12 protein-coding genes are annotated in these 17,312 nt (G+C 67.9%); 6 read left to right on the top strand and 6 right to left on the bottom strand.

Translation table 11 applies throughout. The features are described from left to right. Positions 1-38 precede the first annotated feature (38 nt). The 6 genes from ABZT03_RS09675 to ABZT03_RS09650 all read right to left on the bottom strand — a co-directional run bounded on the left by ABZT03_RS09675 (position 39) and on the right by ABZT03_RS09650 (position 10,187). Complete coding sequence (locus tag ABZT03_RS09675) at positions 39-1,415, bottom strand: glycoside hydrolase family 43 protein (RefSeq protein WP_356035928.1); 1,377 nt, start codon at positions 1,413-1,415, stop codon at positions 39-41. Between the two features lie 31 nt (positions 1,416-1,446). After that, entirely contained in the window at positions 1,447-3,012 is a 1,566-nt protein-coding gene (locus ABZT03_RS09670) for an alpha-L-arabinofuranosidase B (protein WP_356035926.1), read from the bottom strand. A 106-nt stretch (positions 3,013-3,118) separates the two neighbouring features. After that, a complete protein-coding gene (locus ABZT03_RS09665; protein WP_356035923.1) occupies positions 3,119-4,546 on the bottom strand; it encodes a glycoside hydrolase family 43 protein in 1,428 nt (475 codons plus the stop codon). A 38-nt stretch (positions 4,547-4,584) separates the two neighbouring features. After that, complete coding sequence (locus ABZT03_RS09660) at positions 4,585-6,891, bottom strand: beta-L-arabinofuranosidase domain-containing protein (protein WP_356035920.1); 2,307 nt, start codon at positions 6,889-6,891, stop codon at positions 4,585-4,587. A gap of 105 nt (positions 6,892-6,996) precedes the next feature. After that, positions 6,997-9,075: a family 43 glycosylhydrolase gene (locus ABZT03_RS09655; RefSeq protein ID WP_356035917.1), complete on the bottom strand. Its 2,079-nt coding sequence runs from the start codon at positions 9,073-9,075 to the stop codon at positions 6,997-6,999. Between the two features lie 314 nt (positions 9,076-9,389). Next, positions 9,390-10,187, bottom strand: coding sequence for an FCD domain-containing protein (locus tag ABZT03_RS09650; protein WP_356035915.1), 798 nt, complete (start codon positions 10,185-10,187; stop codon positions 9,390-9,392). Between the two features lie 345 nt (positions 10,188-10,532). Here ABZT03_RS09650 and ABZT03_RS09645 point away from each other — a divergent pair, with 345 nt between their 5' ends. From ABZT03_RS09645 to ABZT03_RS09620, 6 genes are read left to right on the top strand one after another with little or no spacing between them, the layout of a single operon-like run. Further along, positions 10,533-11,894, top strand: coding sequence for an ABC transporter substrate-binding protein (locus tag ABZT03_RS09645; RefSeq protein WP_356035912.1), 1,362 nt, complete (start codon positions 10,533-10,535; stop codon positions 11,892-11,894). Then, entirely contained in the window at positions 11,891-12,805 is a 915-nt protein-coding gene (locus ABZT03_RS09640) for a sugar ABC transporter permease (protein WP_356035910.1), read from the top strand. Before ABZT03_RS09645 ends, ABZT03_RS09640 begins: the two co-directional genes overlap by 4 nt. 46 nt (positions 12,806-12,851) lie before the next feature. After that, positions 12,852-13,763, top strand: a complete 912-nt coding sequence (locus ABZT03_RS09635; RefSeq protein WP_356035907.1) for a carbohydrate ABC transporter permease — start codon at positions 12,852-12,854, stop codon at positions 13,761-13,763. 42 nt (positions 13,764-13,805) lie between these two features. Next, entirely contained in the window at positions 13,806-15,803 is a 1,998-nt protein-coding gene (locus tag ABZT03_RS09630; protein ID WP_356035904.1) for a hypothetical protein, read from the top strand. After that, complete coding sequence (locus tag ABZT03_RS09625) at positions 15,800-16,147, top strand: L-rhamnose mutarotase (protein WP_356035902.1); 348 nt, start codon at positions 15,800-15,802, stop codon at positions 16,145-16,147. The genes ABZT03_RS09630 and ABZT03_RS09625 overlap by 4 nt, the downstream gene beginning before the upstream one ends. A gap of 37 nt (positions 16,148-16,184) precedes the next feature. Then, the gene (locus tag ABZT03_RS09620; RefSeq protein WP_356035900.1) at positions 16,185-17,063 is read left to right on the top strand and encodes an amidohydrolase family protein; all 879 of its coding nucleotides are present in this window, start codon (positions 16,185-16,187) and stop codon (positions 17,061-17,063) included. The last annotated feature ends 249 nt before the right edge of the window (positions 17,064-17,312 follow it).

Raw genomic sequence — 17,312 nt, 5'->3', positions numbered from 1 at the left:
GTTGATGTTCGGTGCGGCGCGGCTGGGCGGCGGTCGTCTCAGTACCCGATGGCGAAGGTGGCGTCGGCCCGCCCGACGGCGGTGGAGATCGGGTCGATGCGCAGCGCGTAGTCGTAGTGCCGGATGTAGCGGTCCGGGTGACTGTGGGAGCGGAACGACGCCCAGGCCGAGTCGGCGAGCCCGGCGGTCTCCTGGAAGGTGGCGTCCTGGGCGAAGCGCGAGGTGCCGTCGTTGACGTCCAGCCGGAGCAGGTAGTCGATGTGCCGCAGGTAGCGGGTGGGGTAGTTGACGGACTGGAAGGAGACGCCGGAGGCGTCTGCCAGGCCCGGCACCAGCTTCCACTGCGAGTCGGTGTACGGGTCGAAGGGGTACGGGTCGATGCGGCCGACGTAGTCGGCGTGCCGCCAGAACCGGTCCGGGTAGTTGTAGGACTTCAGCCGGTTCCAGGCGGGCTTGCCCCACTGGGCGACCAGGCCGTCGTACACCGCCGGGGAGATCGGCTGGATCGTGGCGTGCTTGGAGTTCAGCGGCTGGGTGTAGACGCGTCGGTCGGTGGCGGCCCAGGTGCCGGTGGACAGATCACTTGTCTGCCACGCGTAGAACGTCGCGTTGGCGTCGCCCCACAGGTACCAGTTGCCGGCGGCCTGGGCGAGGATCGGGGCCTCGATGCCGCCTTGCGGTGCGAGGCCCGAGGTGAAAACGGTGAAGCTGGCGGGTTCGAGGGAGGTGGACCTCGCGCCCACGAGTCGGTTACGGGCCTTGAAGTAGAGGTAGTTGACGCCGCCCACGTTCATGGCCAGGGAGCCGTCGATCACGTCGTAGCCCGGGTCGAAGAAGACCTGCGGCGGCGTCACCGTGTGGAAGTCGGTGGTGTAGTTCACCATGATCACGTTGTGGCCGCTGCTGTTGACGGCCGAGTAGATGATCGCGAACTGGCCGCGCGACGCGTCCCAGAACGCCTCGGGAGCCCAGCTGTGCGTGTCCATCTCATGCAGCTTCAGCAGCCGGTAGTTGTCGAAGGACCGCAGATCCGCAGAGTCCCATACGTGGATGACCTGGCTCTTCTTCGTCCAGTCGGTGCCCTTCAGGTCGGTCGCGAGGACGACGAACGTGCCGTCCCGCTTGGGCAGGATGAAGGGGTCGCGCAGCCCGCCGTCACCGCCGGTCGGGGTGACGACGGGCTTGTTCTGGTTGAGCGGCATCCACTGCAGTCCGTCGGTGCTGACTGCCAGGTGCAGGCCGTAGCTCGTGCCGAGTCCTCTCGGGGACTCGGTGAAGTAGCCCATGACGAACGGGGAGCCGGCCGCGGCCCTCGCCGACTCGCCGCCGATGGTCAGAGCTCCGGCCAGGGACAGGGGCACTGTCGCCGCCATGCCGAGGAACAGCCGGCGCGACGGGAGGGACGATGCGGTCATCTCATGGCTCCAAGGTCGTCAGATCAGCTCGTCAGGACAGGGGCGCTGCGGTGAGCCAGGTGGTGTCCTGGGCCCACGAGGTCGTGGAGTCCCAGGTGTTGGAGCCGCCGTTGGAAGCGATGTAGGCCGCGTAGTTGTAGTGGCGGATGAATTTCGTCGGATAGTTGACCGACTTGAAGGACTGGCCGGTCCCGCTGTTGCCCGCGGTGGGGCAGAAGGTCGCGTCCTTCGCGAACGAGCTCCCGCCGTCGTCGACGTTCACGCGGAGCCGGTAGTTGGAGTGACGCAGGAACTGGCCGGGCTTGCCGACCGACTCGAAGGACAGGCAGGAGGTGTTGGCCAGTCCGGTCCGGACGACCCAGGTGGCGTCGGCCTTGTCGGCGGTGGGGCTTGAGGAGTTGACGTCGGAGATGCCGACTGTGCTGTCGGCGGCGTTGCGGTGGAGGTACTGCGAGGTGCAGCAGGGTGCGGTGGTGGCCTTGAGGGAGACCCGCGAGCCGGGGGTGAGGGTGCCGGTGCCGGTCGTGGCGCTGCTGTAACCGGCGGCGGTGATGTTGGCCTGGACGGCGTTCTCGGTGGCGTCCGAGGGGTAGCCCGAGGTCATGACGCCTTCATAGAAGGTGCCTTGGCCGGTGACGCTGTTGTCGCCGCCGATGCCGAGGATGATCGCGCCTTGCTTCTTCATCGGGTTGTAGCCGGAAGCGTTGGGACGTACGCCGCTGTAGTAGGTGGAGAGGCCGCCCGACTGGGCGTTGCCACCGCGGGTGGCCCACTGGTTGTGGCCGCCCTTGAGCGTGGCCGTCAGGAAGCGGTGGCTGACGGAGGGAATGTCGTTGAAGCGCGTATTCACCCCGGAGAACAGGCCGTTCTCCATGTCCGCCATGACCCAGGGACCGTTGCCGCTGCCGTAACCCCAGCCCGTGCTGTTGCCGAAGTAGAGGGCCTCCATCGTGCCGTTGCCATCGTCGTTGCCGGTCGTCTCGGCGTTGCCGTAGTCGAAGCAGCAGCCGCCGTTGAAGTGCGTGCCGTCGAAGATGGCGTACATGCCCTCGGGCTGGTCGCCGGTGGCGATGCCGTGGGTGTTGTTGTTGCGGTAGCCGGTGCCGGGGGCCACGTAGACGCCGTACGCCTTGTGCCCGCCGACGGTGACCGGCGCCTCGAACGCGTTGGCCAGGTTGTCGTTCCCGCCCTCGGCCGGCCCGGGCCAGTGGCCCTTGAGCGCCTGGGTGAGATTGTTGCCCTTGCCGGACTGGTCGTAGATGACCGTGATGACGCAGCTGGTGTTCGCGCAGAAGGAGTCCTGCGCGGCGGCGTCGGCGTATCCGCCGGCGCTCAGCAGGCCGATGTCCTTGGTCGCGCTGTCGGAGGCGCGCTTGACTTGGTAGAGCGGGCCGTTGTAGTTCCCGTACAGGGCGCGCGTGGTGCTGTGCGCGGCGACGCAGGGGGTGGCGCCCGCGGCGTAGATGTCGCACGGCCCTTGGGCTGCGGCCTGTGCGATGGTCGTCGTGGCGGTGAGCAGGCCGCCGCTAAGCACAGCGGTGGCGACCGCCGCGAGGAGGGCGCGTGTTGCACGGCGGAACAGCCGTGGCTTGACCATGAGTTACTCCTTCACCAGATGTGGGGTGGGGTGAACTGGGCTGTCAGGCAATGGACTTGAGGCAGGCGCGCCGGGACGGGACGCCCCTGCCGCCTGCGACCGCGGGTCAGTTCGTCACGCGGAAGGTGGCATCACTGCGGCCCGTCGCGGTGCTGATCGGGTCGAGGCGCAGCTGGTAGGCGTAGTGCCGGAGGTACCGGTCGGGGTGGTTGTACGACTGGAACGACGACCAGGACGGGTCGGCGAGACCGGCGATCTTCCGGAAGGTGGCATCCGCGGCGAACTGGCTGGTGCCGTCTTCGTGGGCGAGCTGGAAGTCGTAGTCGGCGTGCCGCAGGAAGTAGCCCGGGTAGTTCACCGACTCGAAGGAGACGGTGCCGGAGCCCGCCAGGCCGGGCCTGAGCCGGAACTGGGCGTCGTCGGCGGGGCTGACATCGGGGTCGATGCGCACGTCGAAGTTGGTGTGGCGTACGTACCGGTCCGGGAAGTTGTACGACTGGAGCCGCTCGGCCGGGGTGCTGGGCCAGCGGGCGAGCACGCGGCTCTCCTCGGCGGCCGTGAGCGACATGATCGCGCCGTGGCGCTTCGGGGTGCCGCCCATGTCGTAACTCGTCGGTTCCTGAAGCCGGTAGGAGCTGACGTCGAACGGGTTGGTCGTCAGGATCGGCCGGTATTCGCGTACACCGTTCGGAGCGTTGTAGTCGATGTAGAGGGCCCACTCGTCGCGGTCCTTGAACTTCATCCAGACCGGGCCTTCGACCACATTCCCGGTGAGGCCGAGGCTGGAGAGGTCACCGAGGTTGGTCCACGTTCCCAGGATCGAGTTGCTGCCCTCGACCGTGTTCCGGCCGTCTCCGGAGACCCGCACGTAGCGGTACTTACCGACACCGGCCGGCACCTCGGTCATCTGGGTGTCGACGACCGGCGTGGCGCCGGGAGGGTCGATGTAGACCTGCGGGGTGGTGATGGTGCGGAAGTCACTGGTGCGGGCGGAGTAGATGCGGTACTTGAGGACGCCGTTCAAGGTCGCGTTCGTGGCCCAGTACAGCACGTAGTCGTTGGTCTCGGGGTTCCAGATCGCCTCAGGGGCCCAGGCGTTGCGCCCGTCGGGGATCGCCCCTGCGACGTTGAGCAGCCGCGGCTGCGACCAGGTGACCAGGTTGGTCGACTCCCATACGACGAGGCTGGGGCTGCCCTTTTCGTACGTGGAGCCGCAGCGGATACACAAGTCGGTCGCGACGATCCAGTACCGGCTTCCGTCGGGAGAGCGGATCAGCGCGGGGTCGCGTACCCCTCGCGTGCCTATGGTGGAGCGCAGAACCGGCGCTCCACCGTTGAGGTCGTTCCAGTGCAGGCCGTCCGTGCTGTGCGCGAGATACAGCGTCTGACCGGTCGCGGAGTCGCCGGTGAAGTGCACCATCAGGTAGCCCGGTTCGGCGGCGGCGGCCCGCCCGGTATTACCGAGGGTGAGGGAGGTGAAGATCAGACCGACGGCGACGAGAATCGCCGCCAGCCGGGAGAGAACCACGGACATGCGTGTCTCCTGCCTCGTACAAGAGGAAAGGGCGGGGGCTAGCTCCTCACGATGCGCCAGCGGTTGTCGGCAGTGCCGTCGTCCGGGGCTTGTACCGCGAACGCGCCCACGGCCGTGGAGTTGCTCGCGATGGCGAGCAACTTGCCGCTGTGCTCGTTACGGATCTTGTAGGTCCCGTCTCCCTGGTCGAGCAGCGTCCACTTGTGGTCGGCGGTGCCGTTGTCCGACCACTGCAGGACGGTGGCGCCGTCAGCCGTGGACATGTCGAGGACACCGAGCACCTTGCCGCTGTGGGCGTTGCGGAAGCGGACCGCGTTCCCGTCCGTGACCAGGACCCAGTCGTGGTCGGCCGTGCCCGTGTCGTTCCACTGCAGAGCGCGGCCGCCGTCGGCCGTGGACATGTTCTGGATGCCGAGCACCAGACCGCTGCCCGCGTTGGCGAGCCGGACGGTGGAGCTGGTGTTCCAGTAGACGGTGTAGTTGTGGCCGTGCGCGTCGTGGAACGGGCCCAGGTTGACGGTGGATCCGTTGGCGGTGGCGGTGAAGGCGAGCGAACCGCCGCTGGTCCGCTTGATCGATGACGTGGTCAGGGCGGGCAGGGCGTTGAGCGCCGAGTCGCCGTAGTCGCCGGACAGGACGACCGGGCCGTAGGTGACCGCCGCGACGTTCGGATTGTCGTTGGCCGCGCGCATGACGATCCGCATGGGCAGGCGGACGGTGACCGTATCGCCGGAGGTCCATGAGCGGCTCAGGGTGGCGTAGCTGCCGGGGGTGGTGGGGACGGTCTGCGCGACGCCGTTGACGCTGATGGTGGCGCCGGTGGTCCAGCTCGGGATGCGGATGCGCATCGTCCAGGTTCCGCCGACGCTGCCGGTGACCTTCAGGGTCGTGGTGTCGCTGACGGGGTACGCGGTGGTCTGGGTGACCGTGATGCCGCGCTCCGCCCAGTTGAGAACCGAGGGCACGAACAGGTTCACGGTCAGCGTGTTGTCACGGTGGAAGTAGATGGAGTCCATCAGCCTGGTGTGCGTCTCCAGGCCCGTGCCCTGGCAGCACCAGAAGGTGCCGTAGTCGGTGCTCCAGGTACCGCCGCCCAACCCCGGGCCCACACCGCGTCGGCCCCCGGGGTTGAGCGGGGTGAAGTAGGTGACATGGCCGTGGTCGTCGGCCGGGTTCTGCTGGCCGATCATCTGGTTCAGCCACGCCCGCTCGTAGTAGTCGAACAGCGCGGCCCGGCTCGGGTCCAGCGTGAACAACTCGCGGGTGAGCGTGAGCATATTGACGGTGTTGCAGCTTTCGCAGGTGTCCTTGGTCAGGTAGGCGGCGATGGCGTCCGGAGCGCGGAAATGCTCCGCCTGGCTGTTGCCGCCGATGGCATAGGTGTGCGCGTCGACGCAGGTGTTCCAGGCGTTGGTGGCGATGTCCCGGTAGCGGGTGGTGCCGGTGGCCTGGTACTCCCGGGCAGCGCCGATCCACTTGGGCACCTGGGTGTTGGCGTGCAGTCCGCTGAGTGTGTCCTGGTTGGATGCGAGGGGGTCGAACACCGCGGCGTGGTCGAACCGTTGGGCGACGGTGAGCCAGCGCGCGTCACCGGTCCGCAGGTGGAGGTCGGTCAGTACGGCGTTCATGCCGCCGAACTCGGTCGCCAGCATGGCCTGCATCTGAGCACCGCTCAGCCTGCTCGTGCGCCGGTCGACCCATCCCGCCAGGGCGAGCAGTACGTCCCGCGCTTGCGTACTGCCGATGTGGCGCCACACGTCGAGGAGGCCGGCAAGGGTCTTGTGGAGGGTGTAGTACGGCACGTTGCCGTTGGTCAGGGTCCGTTGCTCAAGTGCGGTGAAGTCGGACTCGGGGTAGCCGGAGAGATACCCGGCGCCGAAACCGGCGACACTGTTGTTGGCCTGGCATTTCGCCAACTCCCCCACCATGTACGTCGCCTTGTCCCGGCAGATCGTGTCCCCGGTCACGGCGTACAACTGGGCCCACGCGGTGAGGAAGTGTCCTTGGACGTGGGAGCGGAACGGGAACGTCGGTGCGTCCCAACCGGCGTTGGCGGCAGCGCCGTTGGTGGACAGCTTGTGGTTGGCGCGGAAGTTGTACAGCAGCCGGTCGACATCGACGAACCGCAGGTAGTTCCGCGTCCGGTTCTGGTTGTCCAGCCACCGGCTCGCGGTGAGCTGGACCTGGCCGAGTTCGAAGGGCTGCGCCAGGACCCCGACGGCAGCCCGCGGGGAGGCGCCCGCGGCGCGGGCGGTGGAACTGCCGAGGGTGGAACCGGTGACGGAGGCCGCGGCGATGGCCCCGGCTATGTGCAGAAGCCGCCGTCTGCTGACTGAGGAAGACATCTTGCACCTTTCCGTGACGAGAGACTGCTTGACTGGTCGTTGCTGTGCCGACTCGCGAAGGCCGCGGAGGCCGGCAACACTCCCCCGGCCTCGCCCACAGGGCTCCTAGCCGGTGACGCGCTGGAAGGTCCATCGCTGGTTGGAACTGCCGACGTCGCGGTACTGGATCAGTGCGGCGCCGTCGGCCGTACTGCCTCCCTTGACGTCGAGCACCTTGCCGCTGTTGCGGTTGACCAGGACGAATGCGCCACCGGCCCCCGGGGTCAACTGCCACTGCTGGCTCGTGCGGCCGTCGGCCGTCGCCTGCACGACCGGCGCACCGTCGGCCAGGGACGACCCCGCCACGTCGAGCACCTTGCCGCTGAGTACGCAGGTGATGGTGTGGTAGCCGTCCGCCGTGGACTGGAAGGTCCAGTGCTGGTTCGATCCGCCGGTGGCGGGCCACTGGATCACGGCGGCGCCGTCGGCGTTCGTGGCGCCGGATACGTCGACGACCTTGCCGCTGCGTACGCTGACGCACGTATAGGGCCTGGTGGGGGCGATGGCGTACTGCACCGAGTCGATGTCTACGTAGCCGGTGCCGTTCGGGTTGTAGGTGTAGAGGCCGATCCTGTCACCGCGGTAACCGCCCCAGCTGAGTTGGTAGGTGCCACCGAACGTGGTGAACGTGTCCCCGTCGAGGCTGTAGGAGAAGCGGCTGACTCCGTTCACATCCCACGTGGTGCGCAGCCACACGGAGTTCTGGGCGATCACTGGGCCATCGGTCAGGCTGCCACCGACGTTGTGCGCGAGTGTGGTGGTGGTTCCGGAGCGCCGGACACCCAGCCCGGCGTAGGTGGCCGCGTAGTGGCACAGTCCGGCGTGCTGGCCGTCGGCCAGGCCCGCCAGTTCGAGGCGGACGGTCACCGCCGCTCCGCCCGTCGTGCGGAGCGCCCGCTGGGTAGGGGTGTTGCCGACCTTGGTCAGGTTGTCGGCCCTCAGCGGTGCGAACGCTTTCAACCGCAGGTAGCCGGGGCGTTCGGTCAACGACCAGTAGTCCGCGCGCGGTTGGTAGTTCCACTCCCACTGCTGCTTGAGGCGGGGGCCGGTGAACAGGTCGCTGGTCACCACGGCGGGCAGCGCATCGACGGGCAGTCCCGGTGTGCCGCCGGCGGGCACTTGCCCCGTCCACACCATGGTGCCGATACCGTCCGCGCCCACCGCGCCGAGGATCGGCCAGCCGTCCACCCAGGTCACCGGCAGCAGGGACAGTGGACGCCCCTCCCAGTCACCGTGGCCGTGATGCGTCACGAAGTACCAGGAGCCGTCCGGGGCTTGCACCAGGCCGCCTTGGTTGGGTTCGCGGTCCACCGAGGCGTCGACGTGCTCCAACTGACGGGTCTCGAACGGGCCGTAGAGGCTGGGGCCGCGGTTCATCATGAGCACCCGGCCCTCGGACTTCACCTCGCTGTAGAGGTGGTAGTAGAGACCGTTGATCTTGTACAGCTTGTTGGCCTCGCTGCCCGGCGACTGGTGGATGACGGTGGACGGGCCGACGAGGGACTTCCCGTCCGCGGACAGCTTGAACAGGTGGATCTTGTAGCTGTCCGAGTAGTGCGTGGTGACCAGGTAGCCCTGTCCGTCGTCGTCCCAGAAGGGGCACGGGTCGTCCCAGCCGGACGTCCGCCACACGGCCGTCAACGGCTCCCAGGGGCCGGTCGGCGACGGGGCCGACGTCATGAAGAAGCCTTCATCGGGGGTGTTGAAGTACAGCCAGTACCGCCCCGCGTGGTGACGGATGGCCCCGGCCCACACACCGCGGCCGTAGCGGTTCATGCGGTCCCAGTTCAACTCCGGTCCGATGGCGGTGAGTTCATCGACCGCGCCACCGAGCGTCCGCCAGTTGACCAGGTCCTTCGAGTGCAGGACGGCCACCCCGGGCGCATACCCGAACGTGCTGGTGATGCCGTAGTAGTCGGCGCCGACGCGAATGCAGTCCCAGTCGCTGAAGTCGCCGGGGAGGATGGGGTTGACGTAGGTGCCGTCGCCCTGATCGCCCCACGTCCCGAAGGGCGGTGCGGGTGTCACCGCCGCTCTGCTGGACGGCATCAGGCCCGGCAGGAGGAGGGATCCGGTGCCGACCGTGGCGAGTCGGCCCAGCTGTCGTCTGGTGAGGTCCACGACCTGTCCTTCGTCGGAAGCCATCGTGTGGGGGCGGTTCTTCGACGCGGAACGCGTGCCGTACGCAGATGCGGGGAGCGGCGGTTCCCGCACTGCTAATGACCGATATTTCGAACACCGATCGGTTTGTCGGACGCGGTCGGCGCCGAACGTAAGCGCGGTCACGGCCGGAAGTCAACGGCCGTGACAGAAAGGCGCTTCCGTCTGCATGCCGACGGGAAACGCGCCGGGAGGAAACCCGTCGGAAACATTGACGGAACCACGGCTCACACCTATTTTTCGCGCGCGACGCGGCACCTGGCGCCGCCCCGCACGCCGCGTCGCAGCCCTGAGCGGCGCTACCCGAACAGGCGTCGCTGGATCTCGCGGCGGTAGTCCTCCAGGGTTCTGTCTAGGTGTGCCGCGGTGGCCTGCGCCGCCTCCTCTGGGCGGCCGTCACGGATGGCCCGGTAGATCGCCTCGTGTTCCTCGACCGCCAACTCGGTGTTCTCTCCGAGGGTGTTGTGGATTCCGATGGCGCTGGACTGGCGCTGCAGACGGCGCGCGTCGCGCACGGCGCTGACGAGGAAGGTGTTGTGCGAGGCGACGGACACGGCCGTGTGGAAGTCGTCGTCCGCCTGGTTGAACACGTCGACCTGGTGGTGGACGAACCCGTGGCGGCACTGCTCCACGGCCACCTCGATGATGCGCAGTTCCGAAGGGGTGGCGCGGGTGGCCGCCAGACTGCTGGCGGACATCTCCTGCACCCTGCGGAACTCGAACAGCATCAGCACGTGGTCGAGGTCGACGGGGCGGAAGAATCCGCCCCAGCGACTGGTGATGAGCATGCCTTCGTCGTCCTCGACGAACAGGCCCCGCCCCTTGTGGGCCCGCACACGGCCCAGCGCCGAAAGGATCTTCACGGCCTCGCGCACCACAGCCCTGCTGGTCCCCAGCATCTGAGCCAGGTCGATCTCCGTGGGAAGCCGGGCACCTACCTCGAGCCCCTTCTCGGCGATGTACTCGAGGATCCGTTCTGCCGCGATCTCGTACCCGGGACGGTAGCCGCGCCGCTCGTCCGAGCCGTTCTCCGCCGCGGGTGCAGTGGGAAGGGCCGGGGCCGGCACTGCCGTCTCGATCGCTGGCACGTCGTTCATCTGCGCTCCCTCTCGGATGCCTGCGGCGAACGCGACTCGCTGCTGTAAGGCGACAGCAGCGTAACTTAAGGCCCTCAATGAGTCGCACTCATCAAGTCCCACGCATGCGACGCAGATTCCGAAGTGTAGAGAGGTAAGCGCCCTTCATGGGCCATAAGCCTGCATAACTCTCATGACATCTCCTCAGATCCACGAAGGATCGCTGCACACACCTTGACGAGTCCCCAGATAAGGCGGCTAATTTCGTCCCCACTGACAGCGGACAGCCGCCCGCCGTGTCGTCGGCCCTTCCAAGCGGCGCCCCCGATCTACTCGGGGCACCCCGTAAACCCAGTGGAGTCACTCATGACCGTCGACAATCCCGCGCCCCGCCCGAAGAGAGCCCTCAGCAAAGAACGTGCGGCGTTGCTGACCGGCTGCGCCGCCACGCTGGTGTTGACCATGACGGCCTGCGGCGGAGGCAGTGCGGGAACGACCGCCAAGGACGGCTTCGCCCAAGTGCCGCAAAAGGACGGCACGTTGACGGTCTGGGTGGACGCGACCCGGGTGGCGGCCGCGAAGCTGTACCAGCAGCAGCACCCGAACGTGAAGATGGACATCGTCACCTACGACGGCGACGCCAACGGCTCGAACTACCTCCAGACCAAGGTCCAGCTCTTCAACCGCACCAAGAAGGGCTGGCCGGACGTCGTCTTCAGCTCACAGAACAACGAGGTGACCTGGGCGGTCGACGCGGGCTTCGCGGCGCCGCTCAACAAGGGGCTGATCTCCGCCGCGAGGCTCACCGGCTTCGCCCGCGGCGCCAACGACGTCTGCACGGTCAAGAGCACCGTCTACTGCCTGCGCAACGACCTGTCCCAGGCCGTGCTCTGGTACAACGCGCCGCTGCTGAAGAGGTTCGGCTACACGGTGCCCACGACGTGGGAGGAGTACCAGCGGCTCGGCGAGAAGGTGGCCGAGGAGCACCCCGGCTATCTGGTGGGTGACGCGGGTGACGCCTTCACGCCCGAGATCTACCTGTGGGCCAGCAAGTGCGGCGCCAACCACATCACCGGGCCGAAAGCGGTGTCGGTGAACACCTCCAGCGATGCCTGCACGAAGATGGCTCGGCTCATGGACGTACTGATCAAGAACAAGTCCATGTCCACCAGCGGGGTCTTCAGCACCGACTTCGGCAAGAACAAGGCCGCCAAGGTGCTGCTGATGCCGGGCCCGGCCTGGTACGGCGGGGCGGTATTCAAGGGCACCTTCAAGACCCCGGCCAAAACGATCGCGGCGGCGCCCATCCCGCAGTGGAAGGGAGAGACCTCGCGCTCCACCGGCAACGTCGGCGGCGGCACCTGGCTGCTGTCCCAGCACTCCGCCCACATCAAGGCTGCCACCGGCTTCCTGAAGTGGGTCACCACCGACAACACCTACCAGGGCGAGAAGGCGCCAGGCTTTCCGGCCTATGCGCCGGCCGCCGAGGCATGGCTCAAGGGGCAGGACGCCGCGGGCTACTTCGCCGGCGACCTGGGCGCGCTCAAGGCCGCGTCCTCCCAGGTCTGGCCCGACTGGGGCTCGGGCCAGTTCAGCCAGGAGGCGATCTGGGCCGCAACCGTCAAGCCCGGTATCACCCAGGGCAAGTCCATCGTCTCGCTGCTGCCCGCCTGGCAGGACTCCATCGTCAAGTACGCCAAGTCCAACGGATACAAGGTCTCCCAGTGACCCTCACCCACTCCTCGTCGGGCTCTGCCCACCGGCGGCCTCGCGGTCCCGCCCGGCAGAGCCGGGCCGGCATCGCCTTCGTCGCCGCGTACGTACTCCTGCTGATCGCCTTCGGCGTCGTGCCCACCGGGTACGCCATCTACTTCGCCTTCACGAACGCCGGCGGAGCGTTCACCGGGTTCTCCAACTTCGTCACCACGGCGCAGGACTTCCGCTTCATGGACGCCGTGGAGCATGTCGCGCTGTACCTGCTCTTCTGGCTGGTCTCCCTCGTGGTGTTCGTGGTGGCCCTGGCCCTGCTCTTGCACCGTCTCTCCTCGGGCACCGTCAGCAAGTCCCTGCGCTTCCTCTACTACATCCCCGGAGCGCTCGCCGGCGCGGCGAGTGTGCTGGTGTGGCTCTTCATCCTGGACCCGACCGTCAGCCCGGTCAGCTCGCTGCTCGCCACGATGGGATTCGACACCTTCGGCGAAGTGATCGCGCCCGGTCATCTGCCCCTGCTGTTCACGATCATCGCGTTCTGGACCGGCGCGGGCGGCTGGATCGTCGTCATGTACGGCGCGCTCAACAACATCCCCACCGACGTGATGGAAGCCGCCCGAATCGACGGCGCGGGCGCCTGGCAGACCGCCTGGCACGTGCAGATCCCCATGCTGCGCAAGTGGATCGTCTACATGGTGATCCTGGCCTTCGCAAGCGGCGCCCAGCTCTTCGTCGAGCCGCAGTTGCTCTCCCTCGCCAGCGTGGGCGTGGCCGGCCGCGACTACTCGCTCAATCAACTGACGTACGACTTCGCCTTCCAGATGAACAACGTCAACGGCGCCGCCGCGATCTCGGTGGAACTCCTGGTCGTCAGTGTGTCGGCCGCCGCCCTCTTCGTCACACGCTCGGGGTTCTTCGATGCCGACTGAGACCCCTGCCGCCTCCGTACCGCGCACGGAACGGGAACCACGCGCCATGAGCCGAACTCACGACGAGGCCCCCAACCCCCGGCGGCCTCGTTCCCCGCGTCGTCTGGTGCCTCGGCTGCTGTCCGGCTGCGTACTCGCCGTGTTCCTGGTGTTCTTCGTGCTGCCCGTGGTGTGGCTTCTCCTCGCGGCCACCAAGACCGACCAGCAACTCGTCCACGACAACCCGCTGTCCTTCGGTTCCTGGCATGCCTTCAAGGCCAACTGGCACGCGCTCACGGCGTTCCAGGACAACGCCGTCATGCAGTGGTTGGGCAACTCAACGCTCTACGCGCTGATTTCGCTGGCCATCACCCTCGCTGTCACCATCCCCGCGGGATACGCCCTCGCGATGACCGAGTTCCGCGGCCGGCACACCATGCTGATCGCCACGCTGGTCGTGATGCTCATGCCGACCGCCACGCTGGTGGTGCCCCTGTTCCTGGAGATCAACGCGGTGCATCTGATCGGCACGATGTGGTCGATCATCCTGCCGTACTCGTTCTATCCGTTCGGCGTGTATCTGACGTACATCTACTTCTCCACCGCCGTGCCCAAAGACCTCCTCGCCGCCGCCCGGATCGACGGCTGCTCCGAGTTCGGCGTCTTCCGGCACATCGCGCTGCCGCTGGCGACCCCGGTCATCGCGCTCGTCGGCTTCTTCAGCTTCGTCGCCAACTGGACCAACTACTTCCTGCCGTACGTGATGCTGCCCGAGAGCAGCCAGATGCCGATCCAGGTGGGCGTCGCCACCCTGCTCAGCAACGTGCCGTCCTTCAACGCGACCGTCGGCGACCTGGCGATCCAGCGCCCGCAGCTGGCGCTCGCGACGCTCGTGGCCATCACGCCCGTACTGATTGTCTTCCTCTTCGCCCAGCGCTTCCTGGTCAGCGGAATGCTCGCCGGCGCCACCAAGGAGTAGGCGGTGCCCATCCCGCCGCCGCCCCGAACGGAGATCCCTCCCATGTCCTCCCACTCCGCCGACCGCGCTCCGGCCGATGATCCGGCCCCATCACCCGAGATCGAGGCGAAGGTGCCTCTGCTCGAACCACCCGGCTGGGCGGTGGCCCAGCGGGCCCTGTTCGACCTCCTCGACCACGCGTGGCGCCGCTTCGACCAGGATTTCACCGGCCCGGACGGACGCCTGCACTACGCCGGGCGGCTGACCACCCGTGACGGCGTCGACGACTTCTACGAAGTGTTCTTCAACTGGCCCCAGCTCTACCTCCTCGGCGGAGCCGATGACCTGCTGTCCGCCAGCGAACAGCACTGGGAGGGCGTGACCCGCCAGCTCACCGAACTGGGCATGCTGCATGACGAGTTCGAGCGCGGCTACGACTGGTTCCACCAGGGCGAGAGCCTGCTGCTGCTCTACTTCCTGTGCATGGCCGCTCCGGACCGCTGGTCCGAACGCGCCCTGCACTTCGCCGAGTTGTACGTCGACCCGGCCCACGGCAACTACGACCCCGCGCACCGGATCATCACCCGCCCGCACAACGGCAGCGACCCTCGCCGCACCGGCCTGTTCGACGGTGACGTCTATCCCTGGCTGCTCAAGGAAGGGCAGACGTACGGCTATCCGCTCGAGTGGATCCCCGAGGCGGCCGACGGACCCTACCCGCTGTCCGAGGACCCGCGCCTCGGCGCACAGATGCGCGACCGGATGGGCGTCGGCGACACGGCAGTCAACCTCGCCGCGGCCGGACTGGTCCTCAACGCCTGGATCCTGTCCGGCGAGGACCGGTACCACGACTGGATCGTCGAGTACGTCGACGCATGGCGGGAGCGCACCGAAGCGAACGGCGGTCTGATCCCGGACAACGCCGGACCGGACGGGGTCGTCGGCAGTCTGATGGAGGGCCGCTGGTACGGCGGCCACTACGGCTGGTCCTGGCCGCACGGCTGGCACAGCGTCGGCCACGCCGCCTGTGTCGCGGCACTCGCGGCGGCCACCGTCACCGGGGACGACGACTACCTGTCCATGGTCGCGACCACCCTCGACACCCTCATCGGCCGTGGCAAGGTGATGCCTCACATCGAGGCGGACTCCAGCCTCCCCTCCAAGTGGGTGGCCGAACTCGGCCCGGACAGCCACACGCCAACGCTCCATCTTCCCTTCCGGCACAACGACTTGGGCTGGTTCGACTACAACCCGGTCACCTCGCCGGTGCCGGTGGCGCTGTGGCACCACACGGCCTCCGACACCGACCGATCCCGTCTGGAGCGGCTGCGTGAGGCAGACGGCATCGACTGGCGCACCGTCCGGCCGTTCCGCGCCAAGGAGGAATCCGGGCACGAGAAGGCGTGGTTCGCGTTCCTCGCCGGCGACGACCCCGGCTACCCCGAGCGCATCCTCGCGGCCGCCCAGGCGCAGGTCCGCCATCGCCTGCGGCGCATCGACCGCTACCGCGACCTGGACGTGCCCGAGGCCGACATCCATGTCTGGCAGCAGTCCAACCCCGTCGTCACCGAGGCCCTCGTCCAGCTCACTTGGGGCGGCCCGCAGGTGCTGTACGGAGGCGGCCTGCAACAGGCCCGGCTCCGCTACCACGACGCCGACGCCCGCCGCGCCGGCCTGCCGCCGGACGTCGCCGCTCTGGTCACCTCCATCGACCCCGAGGCGACCACCGTCGAGCTGGTGAACCTCTCTCCCGAGGCCGGGCGCACGGTGATCGTCCAGGCGGGCGCCTTCGCCGAACACACCATCACCGCAGTCCGCCACACCATCTGCGAAGACGACGGCTGGATCGGCGACATGTACGACTACGGCCACACCGAACCGGTCGTCACCGAAAGAGAAGGACCCTGTGACAGCGCCTTTCTGACGGTACGGCTCCCCGCGTCCACCCGCATCCGGCTCGTCCTGCGCCTCCAGCTGCGCGCCAACGCACCCAGCTACGGCACCCCGTTCACGAGCCAGGACGAAGAGCTCACCCCGGGAACGGAGGAGCACACGGAATGAAGCGCGTCGCCCAGACGATCAGACTCCGGCCCGAACACCGGCAGGAGTACCTCACACTCCACTCCGCCGTCTGGCCCGGCGTCGAAGCCGCCCTGCACCGGTCGAACATCCGGAACTACAGCATCTACCTCCACGGTGACGCGCTGTTCGCCTACTTCGAGTACCACGGCGACGACTTCGAGACCGACATGGCCACCCTCGAAGCCGACCCCGAGACCCAGCGATGGTGGCAACTCACCGACCCCTGCCAGGAGCCCTGGCCCGACCGGGGCGACTCCCGCCAGTGGACGGAACTCACCGAGATCTGGCACCTCGGACAGCCGGTCGACGACGACACCGACTGACTCGACCCGTACCGTACCGACCGACTTGGAACCCGCCATGCCCCCCACCCCCGCTCTCATCGACGCCCACCACCATCTGTGGGACCTCGACCAGCGTCCGCAACCCTGGCTCGACGACCCCGGCCTCACTGCGATCCGCCGCACCTTCACACCTTCCGACCTGCGCTCCACCGCGACCCGCACCGTCGCGGGCCGCCGCCTGCACAGCACGGTGGCCGTGCAGTGCATGCCTGACGTGTCCGAGACCCAGGACCTGCTCGCCCTCGCCGCACACGAGCCGCTGATCGAGGCGGTGGTCGGCTGGGCGGACCTGACGTCTCCCTCCATCGGTGAGGTCCTGGACCAGCTGCTCGCCGGACCTGGCGGCACCTGTCTGCGCTCCCTACGTCATCTCGTCCAGGGTGAGACGGACCCTGGCTGGCTCCAACGTCCGGACGTCGAAAGAGGATTGGCCGCGGTCCGGGACCGCGGACTCTCCTACGACGTACTGGTCCGCAGCCACCAGCTCGACCAGGCGATCAACCTGGCCGAACGCTTCCCCGGCCTGCCCCAGGTGCTCAACCACGCCGGCAAGCCGCCCCTCGCCCGCGGCGAACTGGCCGACTGGCGACGTCAGATGCACCGGCTTGCCGCACACGAGCAGGTGGTCTGCAAGCTGTCCGGACTGATCACCGAAGCCGACCACACCACCTGGACCACGGGTGACATCCGCCCCGTCTGGGACACACTGCTCACCGCGTTCGGCCCCCACCGGCTGATGTTCGGCTCGGACTGGCCAGTCGCGAACCTCGCGGGCGGCTGGAACCGCTGGGCCGCGACCGTCGACGAACTGCTCACCGACTGTAGCGAGAGCGTGATCCATGCGCTCCTCGCCGGCACCGCGACCGCCTTCTACCGGCTACCGGTTCGCGTCTGACCGTCGGCGCCCATGCTGAAGGGACCCTGAGAACACGATGACTCTCGCTGTCCGTTACACCGCCGCCGGCGCTCTGAACACGGCCCCCGCACCGAGTACGCCGCCCGGCCCGAGGTACCCCAGGCGCTCTGGGACGACCTCCGATGCCAGGGGCTGATCAGACCTGACACCCCCGTCACCAGCGGGATCCACGGCGCCGCCGTCAGCCCGGCGTCCGATGGAGACTCCGCGGCGCCTGTCGACGGCATG

This window comes from Streptomyces sp. NPDC005574, assembly GCF_040605435.1.
Lineage (GTDB): Bacteria > Actinomycetota > Actinomycetes > Streptomycetales > Streptomycetaceae > Streptomyces.
Note: the sequence above shows the minus strand (reverse complement) of the source record. Positions and strands in the feature narration are given on the sequence as shown.

What these genes read in the sequence shown, in the direction of transcription:
- ABZT03_RS09675 (WP_356035928.1), bottom strand. Translation starts at nt 1,415, where the DNA reads ATGACCGCATCGTCCCTCCCGTCGCGCCGGCTGTTCCTCGGCATGGCG.
- ABZT03_RS09670 (WP_356035926.1), bottom strand. Translation starts at nt 3,012, where the DNA reads ATGGTCAAGCCACGGCTGTTCCGCCGTGCAACACGCGCCCTCCTCGCG.
- ABZT03_RS09650 (WP_356035915.1), bottom strand. Translation starts at nt 10,187, where the DNA reads ATGAACGACGTGCCAGCGATCGAGACGGCAGTGCCGGCCCCGGCCCTT.
- ABZT03_RS09630 (WP_356035904.1), top strand. Translation starts at nt 13,806, where the DNA reads ATGTCCTCCCACTCCGCCGACCGCGCTCCGGCCGATGATCCGGCCCCA.
- ABZT03_RS09645 (WP_356035912.1), top strand. Translation starts at nt 10,533, where the DNA reads ATGACCGTCGACAATCCCGCGCCCCGCCCGAAGAGAGCCCTCAGCAAA.
- ABZT03_RS09665 (WP_356035923.1), bottom strand. Translation starts at nt 4,546, where the DNA reads ATGTCCGTGGTTCTCTCCCGGCTGGCGGCGATTCTCGTCGCCGTCGGT.
- ABZT03_RS09660 (WP_356035920.1), bottom strand. Translation starts at nt 6,891, where the DNA reads ATGTCTTCCTCAGTCAGCAGACGGCGGCTTCTGCACATAGCCGGGGCC.
- ABZT03_RS09620 (WP_356035900.1), top strand. Translation starts at nt 16,185, where the DNA reads ATGCCCCCCACCCCCGCTCTCATCGACGCCCACCACCATCTGTGGGAC.
- ABZT03_RS09625 (WP_356035902.1), top strand. Translation starts at nt 15,800, where the DNA reads ATGAAGCGCGTCGCCCAGACGATCAGACTCCGGCCCGAACACCGGCAG.
- ABZT03_RS09655 (WP_356035917.1), bottom strand. Translation starts at nt 9,075, where the DNA reads ATGGCTTCCGACGAAGGACAGGTCGTGGACCTCACCAGACGACAGCTG.
- ABZT03_RS09635 (WP_356035907.1), top strand. Translation starts at nt 12,852, where the DNA reads ATGAGCCGAACTCACGACGAGGCCCCCAACCCCCGGCGGCCTCGTTCC.